Below are 19,899 nucleotides of genomic sequence, written 5' to 3'. Positions count from 1 at the left end.
ACTAAAATGCCTCTCAAAAAAAATTGGTCCTGTGTGTTCCTGATTGGGTTTCTGACTCTGGGTAAAATTGAGTTTATCAAATTTCTTTCCTTCCCGGTAATAGGGCTGCCAGTTTTGGCACAAGAAAGGGGAGAAGGTGGGGTCAGTGAAGCGATAGAATTGTATGAACACGGATATAAACAGGTCGATCGCGGTGAGTTGAAAGAAGCGTTGATAACCTTCGATCGCGCTTTGCAAAAGGTGCGTTTTGAAGGCGATCGCCAACTAGAGGCGGTAATCTTAAATGAGATCGGTATTGTCTATCGCCATTTGGGCAATTATCCCCAGGCTGGGCATTTTTTAAACGAGGCTTTAACTATTAGCCAAAATATTAACGACAGACAGGGAATTAGCCAAACTCTGATGAATTTGGGGGCGCTTTCTTACTCCCAAGCTAACTATCCCGCCGCCCTGGATATTTATCAGCAAGCCATGGAAGTTTTGCCAGCAGAAGACTATTATGGTTGGGCGGTTATTTATAATAATCTTGGGAACATTTATCGGGCTTTGGGACAACCTCAAAAAGCCCTGATTTATTTTCAACAAGCCGGGGCGCTATTTGCACAAGAAGATGATGATGTTGCGGTGGGAATTACTCTCGCTAATATGGGGGCGGTTTATCATGCTCTGGGGGAATATTCCCAAGCGTTAGAATTCTATGCCAAAGGGTTAGCGATCGCCTCGGAAAGAGGAGATACTGTCGGGGTTGGTCAAACTCTGTTGAATATGGGGGCTGCTTATGAGAAATTAGCCAACTATTCCCAAGCCTTGGAATTGTACAATCAAGGATTAGAAATTATGAGGGCGATCGGTGAAGAAGATTCCCAGGGTCAAGCCTTGAATAATATCGGCTCAGTTCATCGATTAATGGGGGACTATTCCCAAGCCATAGAATTTTACGATCGCGCCTTAGAAATTCGGCGAAATTTACGGAATACAGCCGGAATTGCTGTCACCCTCAACAATAAAGGTGTCGCCTTATTTGAAGCTGGAAAAATCGCGGAAGCTACCCAAACCTTATACGCCGCAATTGACGCATTAGAATCTCTGCGACCCGGCTTGAGCGATATTAATAAAGTCTCGATTTTCGATAAATATCGGTCTAGTTATAGTATACTACAAAAAGCATTAATTAGCGCCAATAAACCGGAAATCGCCTTAGAAATTGCGGAGAGAGGACGCGCCCGTGCTTTCCTGGAATTAATCGCCCAGCAATTATCTCCTGAAGCGGTCGCAGAATATGCGCGGGTAAATAATCCGCCGATGACAATTTCGGACATTCAAAAAGTGGCAGGACAGCAAAATGCTACCCTAGTTCAATATTCGATTATTAGTGATAATTTCGGGGAAAATTCGGCTTTGTTTATCTGGGTGGTGCAACCGACGGGAAACATCACATTTCGGGAAGTCAATTTAAGCCAATTAGAAACCTTTAGGGATACTTTAGTGCCTTTTTTGGCGGAGGGGACGGACTCGGAAGCGGAAAGTTTACTAACGGCTTTGGTGCGGGGAACTCACCAGGTGATCACGGAAAATCTGCCGACCATTTCTACCCGAAATCTCCGCGAGAGTCACCTGCGACAACTGCATGATGTGCTGATAAAACCGATCGCCGATTTACTCCCCCAAAATCCAGAAGAGAAGGTGATATTCATCCCCCACCAGGAGTTATTGTTTGTGCCGTTTCCGGCGTTACTGGATGAAAGCGATCGCTATTTAATTACTCAGCATACTATTCTGACCGCCCCAGCAATTCAAGTGTTAAAATTGACTCGCCAACTGGCAGAAAACCGGATGCCCAACAGAAGCACTAACCCCATAAATGCTCTAGTGGTGGGCAATCCCGTGATGCCAAAATTGTCGATACAACCGGGAGAAGGACCGGAGAGATTAGCTAATTTACCGGGTGCAGAAGCGGAAGCGATCGCCATCGCCTCTATGTTGAATACAGAAGCGTTAATTGGTAGTGCAGCCACGAAATCAGAGGTTTTGGAACGCATTAATGCGGCGGCGATCGTGCATTTGGCAACCCACGGCTTATTGGATGATTTTAGTGAGTCTGGGGGTGTTTTAGGAGCGATCGCACTAACTCCCAGTGATGGCGATCAAGGGTTTCTGAGTTCCGAGGAAATCATGGGATTGAATTTAACAGCTTCCTTGGTGGTTTTAAGTGCTTGTAACACAGGTGGCGGCAGAATTACAGGTGATGGTATCATCGGATTATCTCGTGCGTTTATTGGTGCGGGGGCGGAAAGTGTGATTGTCTCTTTATGGCAAGCCACCGATGAACCCACGGCAAAATTAATGCAGGAATTTTATCGACTTCTACCCGAAAAAGGCGATCGGGCTGTGGCTTTACGACAAGCGATGTTGACCACTATGGAAGAATATCCTCAACCCAAACATTGGGCAGCTTTTACCCTCATTGGAGAATCTCTCAAATAGAAATACAACCCCGTTTCTGACTCCTGGTTTGTGACCCCCCTACGGGAAACTGTAGCGGGGGAGGAAATTTCCCGGTGAATGAATGACCGTTACCAGACCGGGAGAAACCGCTAGGGGGAGGAAAACCCGATCGCCAGGGCGCAATACCCCACCAAGGGGATATGCTGGTAATGGTTTATACTAATTAACAATTGTTCATCTTCACACTAGGAGTATTTATGACGGCTACACAAGTTTCTGCACGCGAACTTTTCCGGGCGGCTTATGAAAATCGCTACACCTGGGATGCCGATTTCCCAGGCTATACTGCTGATATCACCTACGAACATGATGGCAAGGTGATTCATGGTCGCGCGAAGGTAGGGGCGGACATGAAGGCGGAAGTGTTAGATGTTGCTGACGAGGCGGCGCAAAAGGCTATCCATGGACAACTTTGGGAAACGGCGATCCACCGGGTACGTCGGGATTTTGAATCGGTACATGGAGAAAATACGTTTAGCTATGGCGAAACCGACGAAACCGGGGCGGTGGAAATCATTATCGGCGGGAAAGGAGAAGGCGATCGCTACCAACTCCGCAATAATGAGGTCTGCATGGTGCATCGTCACATTCACGGGGTGGTAGTGACCATCTACACCCACAGCAGCCACCAAACGCCGGAGGGTTATCTTTCCCACCGTTATGATTCGGTTTATCATGACCCCAAAACGGGGGAACAGAAGGGGGAAAAAAGCGATTTTGAAGATTCCTATACCCAAGTGGGTAAGTATCAAATCCTCAATCAGCGGATTATCCACAACCCAGAAAGCGATCGGAGCGATCGCTTTACCTTCTCCAACATCCAACTTTTGAACAAAGCCACGACGTAGGGGCAGGTTCCGCCGGGAATTCCAATTCACAACCCGGATTTTGATAAACCCGCCCCACCCCGATTTGGTGAATAAACCCGCCCCACCCCGATTTGGTGAATAAACCCGCCCCACCCAACGTAGGGGCGGGTTCCGCCGGGAATTCCAATTCACAACCCGGATTTTGATAAACCCGCCCCACCCCGATTTGGTGAATAAACCCGCCCCACCCCGATTTGGTGAATAAACCCGCCCCACCCAACGTAGGGGCGGGTTCCGCCGGGAATTCCAATTCACAACCCGGATTTTGATAAACCCGCCCCACCCAACGTAGGGGCGGGTTCCCGCCGGGAATTTTTGATTTATGTTTGGGGGTTTCACAACCCGGATTTTGAAAACCCGCCCCACCCCGATTTGGTGAATAAACCCGCCCCACCAGGATTTGGTGAATAAACCCGCCCCACCCAACGTAGGGGCGGGTTCCGCCGGGAATTCCAATTCACAACCCGGATTTTGATAAACCCGCCCCACCCAACGTAGGGGCGGGTTCCGCCGGGAATTCCAATTCACAACCCGGATTTTGATAAACCCGCCCCACCCCGATTTGGTGAATAAACCCGCCCCACCAGGATTTGGTGAATAAACCCGCCCCACCCAACGTAGGGGCGGGTTCCGCCGGGAATTCCAATTCACAACCCGGATTTTGATAAACCCGCCCCACCCCGATTTGGTGAATAAACCCGCCCCACCAGGATTTGGTGAATAAACCCGCCCCACCCAACGTAGGGGCGGGTTCCGCCGGGAATTCCAATTCACAACCCGGATTTTGATAAACCCGCCCCACCCCGATTTGGTGAATAAACCCGCCCCACCCCGATTTGGTGAATAAACCCGCCCCAACCGACGTAGGGGCGGGTTCCGCCGGGAATTCCAATTCACAACCCGGATTTTGATAAACCCGCCCCACCCCGATTTGGTGAATAAACCCGCCCCACCCGATAATCCCGATCCAGTTAATCACCTAGGGGCTGTGGTTAGTTGATGCAGCTACAGCCTTTTCCCAAGGAGGCGGCTGGGCGCCCAGAAGTCGCCCAAATGTGGGAAGCCGCCTCTCTGTGGATTGGCGAATTTAGCCTAGCTTTGATCGCCTCGGTTCATGCGACGCAAGTTGAGAACATCACTGATATTTTTAATTTGTAGACAGGTCTGCTCAAATTGATTGCGATCGCATATTTCGATACCCAACTCAATTAAAGCCGGAGCGTCGCGAAACGTCTTAACCTGAGCGCTACAAACGTTGATATTGTTGTCTTTGAGTCGAGATAAAATATCATTGAGTACCCCCACCCGGTCTAATACCTCAATCTGAATTTTCACCGGATAAGTTTTGGGTCGTCCTTGGTCAATGGGGGTAGGATTCCAACTAACTGGAACTAGGCGATCGCCACTAACCTTGCTAACATTATGGCAGCCTTGGCGGTGAATGGAAATGCCACGAGTCCGGGTCACAGTCCCAATAATTGGCTCTCCAGGAATCGGATTACAGCATCCCGCGATATGGTACATTAACCCCTCTACCCCGGCTATGGGAGACTTGCTAGAAGATGTAGAAGTAGGTACAGACCCATGTAATGTATTTCGAGGGGCTAAATTCTGCATTTGTAGGTTATTAGCCGCCTGTTCCATCGAAACTTCTGGAACCGGACTATTAGCTTTCACGACATCCTGGAGTCGATGCACCACCTGTTTCAGGGTAATTTCCCCATAACCCAAAGCAGCTAATAAATCATCAACACTGTGATAATTGCAGCGATGAACCACTGTTTGCATCGGGGCGGATTTCAGTAGAGATTCCAAACCATTCCGACCCATTTCTTTCTCTAAAAGTTCCCGACCTCTGGCGATATTTTCATCACGATGCGATCGCTTATACCATTGACGGATACGATTTTTAGCCGTGCTAGTTCTGACAAAATTCAACCAGTCTAAACTAGGGTGGCTATTTTTATTGGTTAAAATCTCGACAATATCCCCATTTTTTAACACCGTATCTAGGGGAACCATCCGTTCATTAACCTTCGCCCCCTTGCAATGATTGCCCACTTCACTATGCACCCGATAGGCAAAATCTACCGTAGTGGCACCATTGCTCAAAGCCATCACATCACCATCAGGGGTGAACACATAAACATCCTCATCAAAGAGGTTATTTTTAACCGTATCTAAATATTCCTGAGCATCTTTCAGATCGCTTTGCCATTCCAGTAGTTGCCGTAACCAGGTAAACTTCTCATCGGTTTCTGTTAATTTGCCAAATTCCGAGCCGCCAGTTTCCTTATATTTCCAATGGGCAGCAATTCCATATTCCGCTATATGGTGCATTTCTACCGTGCGAATTTGCACTTCTACCGGGCGACCAGTGTTCCCGATAACTCCCGTGTGTAGAGACTGATAACGGTTGGGTTTTGGCAGTCCGATATAATCTTTAAAACGTCCGGGAATGGGGCGATAAGAATCATGAACTATGGCTAAAGCCCGATAACATTCCTCATTAGTTTCTACGATTAAACGCAGGGCGGCAATATCATAAATCTCATGAAACTGTTTGTGACGTTCTTGCATCTTTTTATAGATGCCATAAAGGTGCTTAGGACGACCGGTTACTTCATAACATCGAATCCCCGATTTTTCCATGCGATCGCGTAAAATATCCGCCAAGGCTGCTAGTTTTTCTTCCCGAGTAGCGCGGCGGTCAGCTACGCGGATTTGAATTTCGCGGTAGGCTTCCGGTTCTATATATTTAAAGGCTAAATCTTCCAATTCCCACTTCAGACGACCAATCCCCAAACGGTTCGCTAACGGGGCAAAAATTTCGCGAGTTTCTAAAGCAATACTTCGCTGTTTCGATTCTGACATAAATTCCAGAGTTCGCATATTATGGAGGCGATCGGCTAGTTTAACCACAATCACTCGAATATCTTGAGCCATAGCCAGAAACATTCGCCGGAAATTCTCAGCTTGGCGTTCTGTGGTATTAGAAAAGTTAAACTTAGATAGTTTGGTCACGCCTTCCACTAAATGGCGGACTTCTGGCCCGAAGTGGCTTTCTAATTCTTCCGGAGTGACATCAGTATCTTCGATGATGTCGTGTAGAAAACCCGCCGCCACCATAGCCGTATCACTACCTAAAAATCTCAGGATACCTGCTACAGCAATGGGATGGTTAATATAAGGTTCCCCTGATTTGCGATATTGTCCCTTATGTAGTTGGTAGGCGAATAGGAAAGCGCGCGAGATCAGATCATTGTCTGGAGAAAATGACGGCGTATCTGATGACTCCAGGCTGTGGGAGTTGTCCAAACAATGTTGTAGCCAGTCGGGAACTGAGCATTCGTAGGTGTTTGAGGATGATAGAGTTTTGATGTTCATGGTATTTATGCCTATTCAATTACAGATACTTGATGACTTTGTAGTTTTGGATACAAAATATGTGGGACTGGGGACCCAGAGTAAAATAGGGCTTTCTCCTGACTAACAGCAGTCAGTAATGGAAAAAATAATCGATGATTTGACCGCGGGAGTTTCCACAACCCCGGCGGCGATGCTACTATTGGGTTAGCGATTCATACTCCCACACACAGGCCTTTAGCTGGTGGTTCCGGGAGCGATCGCTCTGAATAGGGGATGTTTTCACGCTTTGGGAAATATCCTAACTTATCCCCCAGATATTCCCCACATATCCCTGTATACCCCTATAGGGCGATCGCCCATAGCCGCGAACCACAACAATTAACCCAATTGGATGCTAATTGCATAGGGATCACGATTAAGCTAGATTAACCTGGGGTAGGCTGGGTAGCTGTTAGGTACAATTTTTGTCTATGATGGTTAAATAATAGACAAACTTCTTAACATTATGTTAACAAAGGAGTTCCATAAAGCGATCGCACAATTCAGGCAATCTTTGGAAAAACTCCAAAAAACCATGGTTTCTGACCAATCCGATGTAAATCAGATGACTGAAGCCTTTGGCGAGGTTCAGACGGTGTTTGAGAGTCGAATTATGCAGCTATGCGATAGTGACAGCCAGCTACAACTTCAGTCCTACATTACAGAAACCCATAAGCAGATGCGATTGTTGGGATTAGACCTAAGATTTCTGAAAGCCTCGCGCCATAGTGCTACCACCCGGGAGCGACTTGCTTCTATGCGCGATCGCATTTCCATTCTAATTGGATATTCCACAGTTGTGTTAGACAAAACCACAGATAATTAAGGATTAATTAAGTCCCCACGATTAAAACTAATCGTGCTAAAACAGTAAATGCGATCGAGTACAGCAACAGCTCCCGATATTGATTTGGATTTAACAGGTTTGACCATGACTGCTACCACTTCCGCCATTTCCTACATTCCCTCACTCGTCCGTCAACCCACCACGGTTGCTGTGCTTGCATCCCTTGGTTTACACGCCGTATTTGCTCTCAACCTGGAAAATATCCGTCTTTATCCAAATACTGTGCAATTACCCCCCAGTGTAGAACTGGTGGAACTATCTCCTAGTCAAATTGACCAGGTTTTTCCAGCACCGCCGCCCCAATTTTCCTTTACCCCCTTTCCTGAACCTCCGTCCTTAGCGATGTGGGGTAGCGCCCCCACCCCATCCCCATTTCCTCCCTCAGCCCAACAACTTCCCGTTTTTCCCTCCACATTGCCACAACCGAGGGATTATCCTTTTGGTGTCGTCCCCAGTGGACCCCCCCAAATATTCAACAATCCCAGCAATAGTACATTTTTACCCCCTGTTCAGACTTCCTCCCCGCCGCCTGCTCAATTTAGTTCGCCGCCACCTATTGAGTTTTATCAAACCCCACCTGCTCAACCCAGTTTTCCATGGGACCGAAACAGTGAGGAATTGTCGCGCCTACAAAATAATCCTCGATTTAGTCATCTGTCACCGGAGGAACAACGATTACTCGAGGAGCAGTTTTCCATGTTGCCACCCCCTCCGCCTAGGCCTCGGTTTCCTGAACATGACCCTAACTATAATCAACCTCCCCGAATACCTAGGGAATCTGGGGGCTCTGGGGAACCTACCCAGGAGTTCACCCCGGAAACCCAAGTACAACAACCTGATGGGCGGGGTTCAATATTAGCTAGACTAGAGGCAGACAACCAGCGCCGCGCCGAGGCTGTTGGTTCTCCTTCTTCTGATGATGCGGTTGCACCACCTACGCCTACCGGGGAGGTTTCCGATAGTCAATATGCCATGTTAGAAGGGGGAGGAGCCTATGTAGAATGGGTGCTGTCGATGCTGCCAGATTATCCTGACTTGGACACCAGCCAACCTCGCACTATCTCGGCACTATATCCAGCAGAAGCCTGTGAGCAAAATCTCAGCGGTCAAGCCTTGGTCGGTGTGATGATTGGTTCTGATGGTGGCGTAATTGCCGGACCCCGCTTATTAAGGGGAACGGGTTATCGGATTTTGGATGATGCGGCGGTGGCAGCTATTGCCAATATTCCCTTTGAGGGTCAGGGTCGCCCTATTGCTTATCAGTATGCTTTTAATTTCGATAGCGAGAATTGTCGGTCAATGGCTCCGGCTCCCGCTGCGGCTCCGGCTCCGGCTCCGGCTCCGGCTGCTTCCCCAGAATTAGCCCCGGAAAGTGTCCGGGAACCACAACCGCAACCACAACCGCAACCACAACCGCAACCACAACCGCAACCACAACAGGAATTTAACCCAGAATTAGCCCCGGAAAGTGTCCGCGAACCGGAACCACAACCGCAACCACAACCGCAACCACAACAGGAATTTAACCCAGAATTAGCCCCGGAAAGTGTCCGCGAACCGGAACCACAACCGGAACCAGAGGTGCATTCTGGCTCAATACTTCAACAACTACAGGATTCTCTGGAAAATCCCGAGCAATTTTCGGAGGAATTTATTGATTAGTGATGAGTTATGAGAGTTGGAGAAGGGGCAGTTTTCCGATGAGAAAATAGAGGATTGAGGACTATTTTTCTAAGGGTTCTCCTGCTTCTTTCCAGCCATTAATACTGGGGGCAAATCCTTTGATATTGTTGTAGCCTAATAGTTGTAAGGAAGCTACGGCAATGCCTGTCCGGTAGCCACTGGAGCAGTAAATAACCACCTGGCGGTCATGGGGAATATCGTCTAGGCGTTCGGTGAGGGTCCGTAGGGGAATATTAATTGCTCCTTGGATATGACCTTGCCTGTATTCGGAGGGTTCTCGGACATCAATAAATAAGGCGCGATCGCTTTGGGAAAGTTTTTTAACCTTGGCGATTTTATTTATGTTATAATAGTCGCGGGGCAACTTATGAATAAACTGATCAACACCCTGGGAAACTTCCTCGCTGGGGGTAATAATGACGGGTGTTTTGGCAGCCTCAGCGGGGGGAATTATCCCCCAATTCCACACCGGAAAAAGTAATCCCCAGCAGCAGATACTAATTACTAAAAGCGCTTTTTTGAGTTTCATAATTCCAAACCAGATCAATGGTCGATGGTTGTAGGGTAGCCACAAAACTACCCCCAACCCTATTAAACCATATCGGCATCTGTAAAGTAGATTCCCAGCCTCAGAGAGATTAACCTGCGAGACCAACAGCCACCAATTAAGTAGAGGTAGTAATATCAGCTTGGGTGACAGGTTGCTTAGGACTTTCAAGCATAGTTGATGCTGGTTGTACCCGCTGAGTCAAAGCAGCCGCCATTAGGAAAAATACACCACCAATAATCACAGCAGATAGGCGGTCATTATTCAGGAGATTTCGCATCACCCAACCAAACCCGAGAGAGACGGTGATTTGTGGTAAGACGATAAAGAAATTGAAAATCCCCATATATATACCTGTCCGGTCTGGTGGTAGACATCCCACCAACATAGCATAAGGCATAGATAGAATACTAGACCAAGCAATACCTATACCAATCATTGGTAGGAATAGGAAGTATTGATTATCAATGGTCGCCAGAGAGAATAATCCAACCGCCCCACATATTAAGCAGAAAGAATGGGCAATTTGGCGATTAGTGGATTTTGCTATTTGGGGTAAGATAAAGGAGAACCCGAAACAGACGGCATTATAAGCGGCGATACAAAGTCCAGCCCATTCTATCCCCTCAGAATATAATAGGGAATCCTGATCAACTGCGCCAAAAATATTGCGGGCAACTGCTGGGGGGAAATACAGGAAAATACAATACATTCCCATCCAGGTAAACCACTGTACCCAGGACAATTGTACCATGGTTTCTGGCATATCTCGGAAAGCATCCCAAATGTCTTTTATGCCTTGGAGAATACCGCCTTTATTTTGATTGTTGAAGTTCTGGATATCTTGGGGTGGATATTCTTGGGTGGTTAAGACAGTCCAGAGGACAGTCCCCAAAAAAACGGCCGCGCCGATATAAAAGGAAAATTTGACGGTTAAGGGAATTGCTTGTCCGTCTATTCCGACTGATGAGATGTCAAAAACATGGTTGAGAAACCAGGGGAATATGGAAGCAACTACAGCCCCTAAACCAATGAATAGACTCTGCATAGCAAAGCCTCGCGTTCGCTGGTTTTCGGGTAGTAAATCCCCAACAAAAGCCCTAAAGGGTTCCATGCTGATATTAACGGAGGTATCTAGTATCCATAAGAGACCAGCAGCCATCCAAAGACTGGAGGAACTGGGCATGAAAATTAAGGCGATCGCACTGAGAATAGCACCGACTAAAAAGTAAGGTCTTCTGCGTCCTAAAAAGTTCCAAGTGTTGTCACTCATGTGACCGATAATTGGCTGAACAAATAGCCCGGTGAGTGGTGCAGCCAGCCATAAAATGGGGATTTGGTGGGCTTGAGCGCCTAGGTGTTCAAAAATGGCGCTCATATTTGCCATTTGCAACCCCCAGCCAAACTGAATGCCGAAAAATCCGACACTCATATTGATGAGTTGAAAGAATGTTAAATGTGGTTTTTGGGATGTCATTAATTTAATCGTTATTCAGCAGTTATAGGTCATATTTTGAGAGAGTATGGGTTGAATTAGTTGGGGGGTGTTGAATGTGTAACTATGATTAGATGCAGATGTGCGTTTTTTGCCTATAGGCTTACTCCTATTATACCAAATGTCGATCGCTATATACAGCTTGTTCACCAGTCGCTTAATAAATTGCCCTCACCCTAAATCCTGGATCCCAGACAGGGAGAGGGACTTTGAGAGGTGATCAGATGATTTCTGAACAGGCTATATATCTATCTAAGGTTCAGGTTAAGTTATTTGAATTTCATAGCCAATAATGCCGCGCCTAATGCAGGTTCGTGACGGGGCCATACTATTTCAGCTTGGGGAGCGATCGCATTAATTCCAGTGATAAATTCGGAGCGTAAATTTGACCAGCCGCGCCAAATGCCACCTACTGTTACAATTTCGCAAAAATCACCGGAATTAAATAAATCAGCGATCGCCACTTGAGTAGCCAAAACCAATTCCTGAGCCACATCAGTTATGATAGTTTCTGCTACGGGGTCTCCCTCAGCCGCCACGCGGTCAATAATAGTAGATAATGCCGCCATATCTCGCACCCCTAAACCACGCCTATAAACGGCTTCTATGAGCCTTTCAGGAGACTTTAAACCGAGTTCATTGAGTAACTCTTGAGTCAAGCGAGTTGGCGGTAAACGGCCATCAAACGATCGCATAACGGCGCGCAACCCCCGGACAGCGATATCATAACCGCCGCCTTCATCACCCAAAATATAACCCCAACCACCAACCCTTTTTATTTTCCCGTGGTGGTTACGTCCAAACACCTGAGAACCTGTCCCAGCCATAGCGACAATTCCGACATCATGACCCAACCCTCCCACGAGTGCGATCAGACTATCGCCGCCAATAAAAAAATTTTCCGGTGCAATATTCCAATTAATTTGTAGTTGTTCATTGGACTGAATTTGTCGCACCAATTCCCGCACAATTTCGATATCTTCGGGGCGACCCACCCCCGCCAAACCCAACCCCAAACTACCAATACAAATCCCCGGTTGGTGATAGCTAACGGCTTGAGAAATAGCGTTTTTAATAGCCATTGTGGCGGCGGACAAACCGATACTTTGATAATTCGAGGGTCCAGCTTCTCCCCTACCTAAGACCTGATAGCGATCGTCAATTAACAGACAAACAGTTTTCGAGCCACCCCCATCAATTCCTAGTCCATAAACCATCAATAAATCACCATCACTTTATCAGTTAATTCACGGGTTCGGGCAACTAAAAAGCTGCCCGATTTTCGGCGATATTTAAGCTGTAAGTAACTTGCGAGCCCTTTCGGCGCGTGCTTCGGCAGAATCCATCACTTCGGGGAATTTATCGACAATTTCCCCGGGGTAATTTTCCAGAAGTCGAGTAGAAAGAGACACGCGCTGGCGACCCTCTTCTAGGCTAATAACTAAGGCTTTGACGGTTTGACCTATGGTAAATATATCAGGGAGAGAACCGACATATTTTTGGCTAACTTCCTTAATATGAATCAACCCAGTTACGCCTTCTAGTTCGATAAACACACCAAAAGGTTTAATACTTCCGACAGTTCCCTCTACGAGTTGACCAACTTGAAGCTGGCTAAAGGAAACGGATTGAGAAGCCATACGTTGAGACAGTACCAGCTTTTCACGATCGCGATTAAATTCGAGAACAGTGACGGTGATAGTTTCACCGACCAAAGCCTCTAAATTATCCCGAACCAGGAGATGCGATCGAGGAATAAATCCGCGCAAACAATCGGCATCTACAGTCACGCCGCCGCGATTAACGCCAGTAACTACTACCTGTAAACTTTCGGAATTTTCGGATATTTCCGACAAATGATCCCAAGCCTTTTCAACTTGCAATTTTCGCAGAGACAGTAATACCTGACCATCGGAGTTTTGGTCACGGATAATCAAAAACTCTTGTTCTTCACCTAGGGGTAAAATCTCCGATAGATTATCCCCTGCGGTGAAGGAGATTTCGGACATCGGTAAAAATCCGGGTGATTTCCCACCTTTGATTTCAATATATGCACCATTAGAATCATACTCAAATACCCGACCTGTCACGATTTGCCCTTTTTGTAAATCATAATCATGAGCTTCTAGGGCTTTGGCAAAATCATCAATTGAAAACGACTGATTTCCTGTAGTCATAGAATAAACCAACCCAAAACAAATTCACACTTTAACCCGTTCTCGCACTTTCCCTGGATTTCGGAGTTTTGGCTGCTCTCTGAGAACAAAAGTCTAAGATATCCTAAGATGAGAAGCCATTTAGTAGACCGAATTGAAAGGGTTAAGCGATATGCGATCGCCAACCCCTCCAGCCTTCCCAAGTTCCTAAGATCCGGTTAGTTCCTGAGCGAACAGTTCCCTAACTTGTTTCCAGGCATCTTCAGCGGCATCTTTATTATAGCTATCTCGCTGATCACAGAAAAAACCGTGGGTGGCTTGATAACGAAAAATACGATGGGGAATCTTATATTTTTGCAGTTCCGCCTCAATTTGGTCAACCTCAGAATTAGGGATTAAAGGATCTTCGGTACCAAAGAAGCCATACAGAGTCCCTTTAATTTCGGGAGTGCGAGTAACGGTAGCAGGTCCGCCGCCGGGAGTTCCGGTAACAATTCCCGCGCCATAGAAGGAAGCGATCGCCCCCAGGTCAGGGAGGGTAGCAGCCAAATAAGTCACATGACCACCAAAACAGAAGCCAATAGCCCCAAAGGGCGCATTTTTGACATGATCTTGCTGTTTGAGGAAATCAATAGTAGCTTGAATATCGCTCAGGAGTTCCGGGGCTGTAGTTTGTTCCTTGTATTTGCGTCCCAATTGCAGATCTGCGTCGGTGTAACCGACCTCAAAACCGGGAGCCAAGCGTTGATAAATAGCAGGAGCGATCGCCACATATCCTAGCCCAGCAATGCGATCGGTAACATCTCGGATATGGGAATTGACCCCAAAAATTTCTTGGATCACCACCACACCGGGATACGGTCCCCCCTGGGTAGGTTGCGCCAGATAAGCCGCGATATTCAGATCGCCATTTTTAACGGTAACATGATTGGTACGAATTTCTAAATCTGCCATAATTCCATGATTCAGTTATTTTCGGTAACACAGGAAAGCCAGCCCCAAAATCATCCATGGGCTGATCATGCTTTACTGGTTACACTTTAAAGTATCTCTCAAACCCGACAGTTCCCCTAACCGTCAAACCCCACCGCAGGCTAAAGTCTGCTCATACCGACCCTCTGGAAATTGGTTATGGTTCAGTTTTACATTCAACCCGATAGCGACATTCCTGCTTCCAATCAACTTTTTAACCAAATTCGGTTTGCCATAGCTTCTCGCCAGTTTCCCCCAGGACACCGCTTACCCAGCACCCGTCAACTGGCGATGCAGACAGGACTACACCGCAATACGATTAGTAAAGTTTATCGACAATTGGAAGACCATGGTTTAGTAGAAGCCCAAGCCGGGTCAGGAATTTATGTGAAAGCCTTGGGTCATGAAGGCGGTTCCCGGGCTAGTTCTCCCATTTTGGAGCATTACCCACAAGCTAACCAAATTATTCAACAGAGTTTAGATAACTTATTATCCCAAGGCTGTAGCCTCAATGAAGCCCGCGAACTATTTTTAGCGGAAATTGACTGGCGGTTACGTTGTAGCGCCCGCGTCTTAGTCACAGCCCCCACCCAGGATATTGGTATTGGTCAGTTAATGGCTCAGGAGTTAGAAGTCGCCCTAAAAATTCCGGTCCAACTCATACCCATTGAAAAACTAGCAGAAACCATAGAACAGGTTCCGTCGGGAACTGTGGTCACCAGTCGCTATTTTATCGGACAAGCGGAAGCTGTAGCAGGTCCGAGGTCGGTGCGGGTCATTCCGGTAGACATTTATGATTTTGCTAAGGAAATTGCTTTGGTTCAACAGTTACCCAAAGGAACTTATTTGGGAATTATTAGCCTCAGTTCGGGGTTGTTACGAGCCACGGAGGTGATTATTCACAGTCTGCGGGGGGATGATGTATTAGTTATGACTGCTCAACTGCCAAATGACTATAAAATTAATGCTATTGTTCGCAGTGCTAAGGTCGTGATTTGCGATCAGGCTAGTGTCAAAGCTGTTAAGGATGCCATACTGGCTAATCGTGAGGAGATTATCCGCCCCCCTCAGTTGGTTTGCTGTGAAAATTATATCGGTAGCAAGTCGATTAATTTGCTCAAGCGGGAACTAGGCTTAAATTAATGGCTCGCTACAGCTTGTTCACCAGTCGCTTAATAGATTGCCCTCACCCTAAATCTGGATCCCAGAGGGGGAGAGGGACTTTGAGATGTGATCAGATGATTTCTGAACAGGCTGTAATCTAACAATTTTCCTATTATTACGTTAGGAGTGAAGCATGAAGGCAACCCTTCAAGAAAAACCATCATTGACTAGAAACTATCCGACAACGGATACATCTGTCGCCCCGGATTTACCCAATCCTTTTGAGCATGAGTCGGAGTATGATACTGCGATCGATGATGCTGAAAATCCTTTTGACCCGCAGGATTTGGAAGATTTGGTTCTGACTGATGGCTCGGAGGGTGACTCTGAGAAATCTCCGGGTTTACTCAGGAAAATTCTGCTCTCTCCTCAAATGGGGGTTGGGGTGGTGGTGGCTTTGGCTTGTTTGTATACTCTCACCCGTCCCTGTGTGATTGGGGAATGTCGGGAAATTGACCAGGCGAGGAGTTTGGCTCAACAATCCCAAAATACTATCGAAACTGTACCGACGGCGAGAGCGCCGGGATTGGCTCGTCAGGAGTTGGTAGGAGCGATCGCATTACTGCAAAATATCCCCTGGTGGTCTCCTCATCATTTGGAGGCGCGGATGCTATTGAGGGATTATCAGTCTGAACAACAGAATTTAAGTTCTGTGGTCACGGCTTTGACTATGGCTGGACAGGCGGCGCAAATGAGTCAAAATCCCCCCCACCCTGTAGATGATTGGCTGAAAATGCAGCAGTTATGGGAAGATGCGATCGCTCAACTACAAAAAGTCACCCCAGAGAGCATTATTTATCCCTTTGCTGAAACCCGCTCAACTCAATATCGTGCCAATTTAGCCACAGTCCGTGGGCGGCTCTCATTGGAGCGAGAAGCCCAGCAAACCCTGGAAAGGGCAAAAAACACCGCACAGGTCGCCAGGGCGCGTCAGGGGGTCGCTAGACACGCGCAAAGTTGGCAATCAGTCTATGATACCTGGCAAAGTGCAATGAATATTCTGGCAGCGATTCCGCCGGGTACTATGGCTTACCAGGAGGCTCAATTATTACGGGTTCGTTATCAGCCCAGCTTGGAAGATGCTCGCGATCGCAAAACTATTGAACAGGTCGGTTTGGAAGCCTATAACCGAGCGGTAAATAATGCTGATCAAGCCCGCATTTTTGAAGAAAGGGAAGCCTGGAATGAAGCATCTCGCTCCTGGGGTCGTGCGATTTCTTTTGCTAATAATGTGCCTCAGAGTAGTTCCTATCACCTGGAAATGCAGTCCCTAATACGAGGTTATAATGAAGCATGGCAACGGGTACAGGCTCAGGTGCAAATTGAATCGCGGTTAGAAAAAGCACGGGGGGATCTCAGTCGCACTTGTGCGGGAAATCCGAAAGTCTGCAATTATGGCATTAGTCGTGATTTGATTACAGTCCGGTTAACTTCTGAGTATGTTCAGCAAATTAAAAACTCGGCAATTGCTGGAGATAGGGCGGGAAATCCACAGCCGCGATCGCAGGCGAGAAACCATGTTAATACACTGATTGTAGCTTTGGAGTCTATTAGCGATAATGCTAAGATTCCCCTACAAGTTTATATGCCAGACGGTCAGAAAATCGGCACTCATTTTCCCTCAATGTAATACCCCTATTAGCATATTGGGCGGGCGAAGACGACCATAACCCGCCCAAACATAGCACCCAACCAAACACGCCAATTATCAATTACTTTGTTGCAGGGGAAAGGTAACAGTAACGGTTGTTCCCTGATTAATTGCACTTTCCACCTCAATTTTACCTCGATGATGATCAACGATCGCTGATACGATCGCCAAACCTAGCCCGGAACCTGATGTCTGGGGGGTGTCGGAAATCTGAGTAACTTCCCCAGATTTTTCCGCGTCTAAATTGGGGCGGGCTGGATCTACTCGATAAAAGCGATCGAAAATGTGGGGAATAGCTTGTGGGGGGATACCAATACCATTATCTTTGACTATCACCTGTAAGCCCTCAAACTGTTCTTGCCAATGGTAGTATTCTTTGGAGTTACCATGATGCGGCGATCGCTTATTTTTGGGGAGATATTGCAGAGTTAAAGACACCTCTCCCCCTCTGGGAGTATAGCGGAGACTATTACTGACTAAATTAATCAACAACCGAACCAATTGATCGCGATCGCCCTCCATAGTAAACCAATCAGTTTCCGTTTCTGGGGGTAAAGTATCACCCGCCGACAACAGGGAAGGAGGATCCACCAAATTCAGTGATAAATTAATATCAGCCGCCTCCGCGTTAGCAGACTGTTCCTCCATGACTTCCATCAGCAAAGCATCGAGGGGAACAGAAGTAAACTGAGATTCCACAATTCTACCATCGGTGCGGGCTAAAAATAGCAAATCATCCACCAAGCGACCTAAGCGTCTGGTCAACCTTTCAATAACCTGTAATTGCTGATGAATATCTGCATTAACATCAGTTTCTGCTAAAGCCACCTGGACATTAGTTTGAATAGTGGCGATCGGGCTACGGAGTTCGTGGGAAGCATCAGCCGTAAACTGTTTAAGATGTTGATAGGATTCTCGCACAGGTTCGATCGCTAATTCGGATAAAAACCAACCAATAGCCGCCACGGAAATTAAAATCATCACCCCCCCCATAGCCAAATCGGTTAATAATTGACGAATAGGCTTTGTGACCTCAAACCAGGGATGACTGACCCGTAAATATCCCAACACCTGGCGACCTCTTTCTACGCGGTCTGTGACCTGTCGCAATACCACTTCCTGAGAGGTGAGGTGAGAATTTCCAGAAAGTTGACTAGCCAAAGACCAATGATGATCGGTTAGCCTGACAGTTTCGCCATTGCGGTGGGTATGGAGGGGAATATCAAGGGGTTGAGAGAGGGTAGACCATAACAACTCTCCGGTGGGGCTGAACCATTCTAAATCAATATGGTCATCATCAGCAGCAGCATCAACATTATTGCCAAAACTGGCTTCGACATTAACAGTGATAAGCCCCACCCCCTGGGAAGATGGGGAAATGGTGCTGAGGGCGGGTTCAATGACAAGCGATCGCTCTACTACCTCGACGACATGGTTGAGAGTGTCATCAATGCGATCGATTAACGTATTGCGGACATACAGATAAAACCCACTAGCAAATAACAACAACAAAACCGCAGTTACAGCAGTGTACCAAATCGCTAAACGTCTTCGAGTAGCTTGGAACATAGGGGGAGACCATAACCAGAGACAAATACCTAGTTAGTATACAAAAGTGTCGAAGTTATTTTGGCTAATGGTATTAGCATCGACACCCAAAAGTTCCGCCAACACTTCTGACCCAAACAGAATCTGAGTTTGACCGCCAACAGAGGCGATCGTCAGTTCCTCAAAAGTTAATCCACCATCAAGGAGAATCGTATCCTGACCCACGGTGAAATCAGTAATCGTATTAGTGCCATAGTTAGCAGCAATCACAAAGCCATTCCGACCTCCTCCACCTGTCAGCGTATCATTACCTTCCGCACCAATCAGGATATCATCACCTTCTCCACCAAAAATCAGGTCATCACCTTCTCCACCGAAAATGGTGTCATTTCCTTTGTCTCCGAATAGAGTATCATTTCCCGAACCTCCGTGGATGAGGTCATTTCCTTGACCGCCATAGATAAGGTCATTGTCTGAACCACCGAAAATAGTGTCATTACCCTGGTTTCCAAACAAGGTATTATTACCCTCATTTCCTTCGATGAAATCATCACCAATATCACCAAAAATCAGGTCATTTCCACCGCCACCAGAAATGGTGTCATTTCCTTGACCACCATAGATTTCATCATTGCCAGAGCCACCAAAAATCAGGTCATTTCCTTGGTTGCCAAACAGGGTATCATTTCCCGGACCGCCAACAAGGGTATCGTTACCCATTTCGCCGAAAATCAAACTATTGCCATTAGCAATAACCATGTCATCCCCTTGACCGGCGAGGATAGTATCATCTTCTTCAGTACCTACAATCACATCATCCCCTTCTGTTCCCTGAATTACGCCATCATCACTGGTGAAAATTCCGGGAGTTGGAGACATCATTTCCGGCGATAACAACAGAGGGAAGGAGATAGGAGCAACGAAGTTAGCCGGGTTGTATAAGGTAGAAACACGGGGTACTGTTATCGGTGTTTCTTCAGTGTCCTCAGCAATAGGTTCGGGAGTCGGTGTGGGAGTCGGTGTGGGAGTCGGTGTGGGAGTCGGTGAGGGGTCA

General features: G+C 47.0%; 15 protein-coding genes. 6 read left to right on the top strand and 9 right to left on the bottom strand.

Annotation, left to right across the window (positions count from 1 at the left end):
• Window positions 1-6 precede the first annotated feature (6 nt).
• The gene (locus HFV01_RS19270; RefSeq protein WP_193520306.1) at window positions 7-2,484 is read left to right on the top strand and encodes a CHAT domain-containing protein; all 2,478 of its coding nucleotides are present in this window, start codon (window positions 7-9) and stop codon (window positions 2,482-2,484) included.
• A gap of 218 nt (window positions 2,485-2,702) precedes the next feature.
• A complete protein-coding gene (locus tag HFV01_RS19265) occupies window positions 2,703-3,353 on the top strand; it encodes a DUF3386 domain-containing protein (protein WP_006668069.1) in 651 nt (216 codons plus the stop codon).
• Window positions 3,354-3,831: 478 nt separating this feature from the next.
• Here the strand turns inward: HFV01_RS19265 and HFV01_RS19260 are convergent, their stop codons facing one another.
• Together HFV01_RS19260 and HFV01_RS19255 are read right to left on the bottom strand one after the other, a co-directional pair.
• Window positions 3,832-4,353: a hypothetical protein gene (locus tag HFV01_RS19260; RefSeq protein ID WP_193520305.1), complete on the bottom strand. Its 522-nt coding sequence runs from the start codon at window positions 4,351-4,353 to the stop codon at window positions 3,832-3,834.
• 113 nt (window positions 4,354-4,466) lie between these two features.
• The gene (locus HFV01_RS19255; RefSeq protein ID WP_006668067.1) at window positions 4,467-6,761 is read right to left on the bottom strand and encodes a RelA/SpoT family protein; all 2,295 of its coding nucleotides are present in this window, start codon (window positions 6,759-6,761) and stop codon (window positions 4,467-4,469) included.
• Between the two features lie 487 nt (window positions 6,762-7,248).
• Between HFV01_RS19255 and patD the strand changes: the two genes are divergently transcribed.
• Together patD and HFV01_RS19245 are read left to right on the top strand one after the other, a co-directional pair.
• Window positions 7,249-7,608 (top strand): heterocyst frequency control protein PatD, encoded by a 360-nt coding sequence (gene patD, locus HFV01_RS19250; protein ID WP_008049254.1) that lies wholly within the window; start codon window positions 7,249-7,251, stop codon window positions 7,606-7,608.
• A gap of 48 nt (window positions 7,609-7,656) precedes the next feature.
• Window positions 7,657-9,291, top strand: coding sequence for an energy transducer TonB (locus HFV01_RS19245; protein WP_193520304.1), 1,635 nt, complete (start codon window positions 7,657-7,659; stop codon window positions 9,289-9,291).
• Between the two features lie 61 nt (window positions 9,292-9,352).
• Here the strand turns inward: HFV01_RS19245 and HFV01_RS19240 are convergent, their stop codons facing one another.
• The 5 genes from HFV01_RS19240 to HFV01_RS19220 all read right to left on the bottom strand — a co-directional run bounded on the left by HFV01_RS19240 (window position 9,353) and on the right by HFV01_RS19220 (window position 14,464).
• Window positions 9,353-9,841 (bottom strand): rhodanese-like domain-containing protein, encoded by a 489-nt coding sequence (locus tag HFV01_RS19240; RefSeq protein ID WP_006668065.1) that lies wholly within the window; start codon window positions 9,839-9,841, stop codon window positions 9,353-9,355.
• A 136-nt stretch (window positions 9,842-9,977) separates the two neighbouring features.
• Window positions 9,978-11,336 (bottom strand): MFS transporter, encoded by a 1,359-nt coding sequence (locus HFV01_RS19235; protein WP_193520303.1) that lies wholly within the window; start codon window positions 11,334-11,336, stop codon window positions 9,978-9,980.
• Between the two features lie 287 nt (window positions 11,337-11,623).
• Complete coding sequence (locus HFV01_RS19230) at window positions 11,624-12,571, bottom strand: N-acetylglucosamine kinase (RefSeq protein WP_008049260.1); 948 nt, start codon at window positions 12,569-12,571, stop codon at window positions 11,624-11,626.
• A 75-nt stretch (window positions 12,572-12,646) separates the two neighbouring features.
• A complete protein-coding gene (locus HFV01_RS19225; protein WP_006620821.1) occupies window positions 12,647-13,531 on the bottom strand; it encodes a S1 RNA-binding domain-containing protein in 885 nt (294 codons plus the stop codon).
• Window positions 13,532-13,717: 186 nt separating this feature from the next.
• Window positions 13,718-14,464 (bottom strand): dienelactone hydrolase family protein, encoded by a 747-nt coding sequence (locus HFV01_RS19220; RefSeq protein ID WP_006620820.1) that lies wholly within the window; start codon window positions 14,462-14,464, stop codon window positions 13,718-13,720.
• A 177-nt stretch (window positions 14,465-14,641) separates the two neighbouring features.
• Between HFV01_RS19220 and HFV01_RS19215 the strand changes: the two genes are divergently transcribed.
• A complete protein-coding gene (locus tag HFV01_RS19215) occupies window positions 14,642-15,625 on the top strand; it encodes a GntR family transcriptional regulator (protein WP_193520302.1) in 984 nt (327 codons plus the stop codon).
• A gap of 154 nt (window positions 15,626-15,779) precedes the next feature.
• Window positions 15,780-17,276, top strand: coding sequence for a hypothetical protein (locus HFV01_RS19210; RefSeq protein ID WP_193520301.1), 1,497 nt, complete (start codon window positions 15,780-15,782; stop codon window positions 17,274-17,276).
• A 78-nt stretch (window positions 17,277-17,354) separates the two neighbouring features.
• Here the strand turns inward: HFV01_RS19210 and HFV01_RS19205 are convergent, their stop codons facing one another.
• Together HFV01_RS19205 and HFV01_RS19200 are read right to left on the bottom strand one after the other, a co-directional pair.
• Window positions 17,355-18,866, bottom strand: coding sequence for a sensor histidine kinase (locus tag HFV01_RS19205; RefSeq protein ID WP_193520300.1), 1,512 nt, complete (start codon window positions 18,864-18,866; stop codon window positions 17,355-17,357).
• 33 nt (window positions 18,867-18,899) lie between these two features.
• On the bottom strand, window positions 18,900-19,727 hold the full coding sequence (locus tag HFV01_RS19200) for a calcium-binding protein (protein WP_318285808.1): 828 nt from the start codon (window positions 19,725-19,727) through the stop codon (window positions 18,900-18,902).
• Window positions 19,728-19,899 lie beyond the last annotated feature (172 nt).

This window comes from Limnospira fusiformis SAG 85.79, from assembly GCF_012516315.1.
Lineage (GTDB): Bacteria > Cyanobacteriota > Cyanobacteriia > Cyanobacteriales > Microcoleaceae > Limnospira > Limnospira fusiformis.
Note: the sequence above shows the minus strand (reverse complement) of the source record. Positions and strands in the feature narration are given on the sequence as shown.